Source organism: Streptomyces javensis (assembly GCF_039525925.1).
In the GTDB taxonomy this organism is placed as follows: domain Bacteria; phylum Actinomycetota; class Actinomycetes; order Streptomycetales; family Streptomycetaceae; genus Streptomyces; species Streptomyces asiaticus.
Genome location: NZ_BAAAIF010000240.1, coordinates 1 through 1,341 on the forward strand (window position 1 = coordinate 1; position 1,341 = coordinate 1,341).

1 protein-coding gene is annotated in these 1,341 nt (G+C 69.4%); it reads right to left on the reverse strand.

Going from position 1 to position 1,341, the window contains the following annotated elements; translation table 11 throughout:
* Window positions 1-1,341 (reverse strand): non-ribosomal peptide synthetase (locus ABD329_RS47750; protein WP_344318282.1); only part of this gene is annotated, 1,341 nt, incomplete at both ends.

Here is a 1,341-nt window from a genome sequence, read left to right on the forward strand (position 1 = left end):
TCACCTGATCATCCGCCCGACCAACGAACTCCAAAGACCCGTCCGACCGCCACCGCACCAAATCCCCCGTGCGATACATCCGCTCCCCAGGCCCACCGAACGGATCCGCCACAAACCGCTCCGCCGTCAGCCCGGGACGACCCACATACCCCCGCGCCAACCCCACACCCGCCACATACAACTCACCCACCACACCCACCGGCACCAAACCCAGCCCACCATCCACCACATACACCCGCATACCGGCGATCGGCCCACCGATCGGGGGCACGTCAGGGCCGGAGAGCTGTCCCGTGGCCGTGACGTACACCGTGGCCTCGGTGGGGCCGTAGGCATTCACCATCCGCCGCCCGACGGACCAGCGTTGCACCAGTTCTCCCGGACAAGCCTCAATGCCGATGATCAAGGTGCGGAGGTCGGGGAACGCGCCATCGGGAATGCTGCCCAGCACGGTCGGCGACATGACGGCGTGGCTGATGCGCTGATCCCGCAGTACGACGGCCAAGTCCTCGCCCACCAGTGTCCGGGCGGGCGGAACGATCAGTGTGGCCCCGGTGGCGACGGCCATGACCAGCTCCATCATGGACACATCGAAACCGGGCGAGGCCAGTTGCAGGACCCGGCTCCCCTCGCCCACGTCGAACCGGTCGGCCTGTGTCAGTGCCAGGCTCGCGATTCCGGCATGCGGCACGGCGACCCCCTTGGGGGTGCCGGTGGAGCCGGAAGTGTAGATGAGATAGGCCGGGTGCAAGGGACGCAGAGGGTGCACGCGGTCCGCATCGGTGACAGCGGAGCCGGTCAGGACGGCAATCGTGGCAGCGGTGTCCGGATCGTCGAGCACCACCGGAGGAACGTCATCGCAGCCCAGGTCGCGGAGGGTATGGCCGGTCGTCACCACCGCGAGAGGGCGAGCGTCGCGCAGCATGAAGCCGATACGGGACGGCGGGTACGCCATGTCGATCGGCAGATAGGTGGCGCCCGACTTGAGGACCGCCAGAACCGCGATGACCATGTCGAGCGAGCGGGGCGCCGCCACGGCCACCACCGTCTCCGGCCCGGCTCCACGCCCGATCAGATACCGGGCCAGCCGATTCGCCCGTGCGTCGGCCTCCTCGTAGGTGAGGCATTCGTCTCCGCACTCCATGGCGGGCGCTTGGGGGGTGTGGACGGCTTGGGCGGTCAGGAGGGCGGGGAGGGTGGTGGCGGCGGGTGAGGGGTCGGCCGTGCCTTGGCGGAGCAGGGCCGCACGCTCGGTCGGGGTGAGCAGGTCGATGTCGCTGAGGGGCCGGTCGGGGTCGGTCAGGGCCTGCTCCAGCAGACGGCGCCACCGCTGGATGAGCG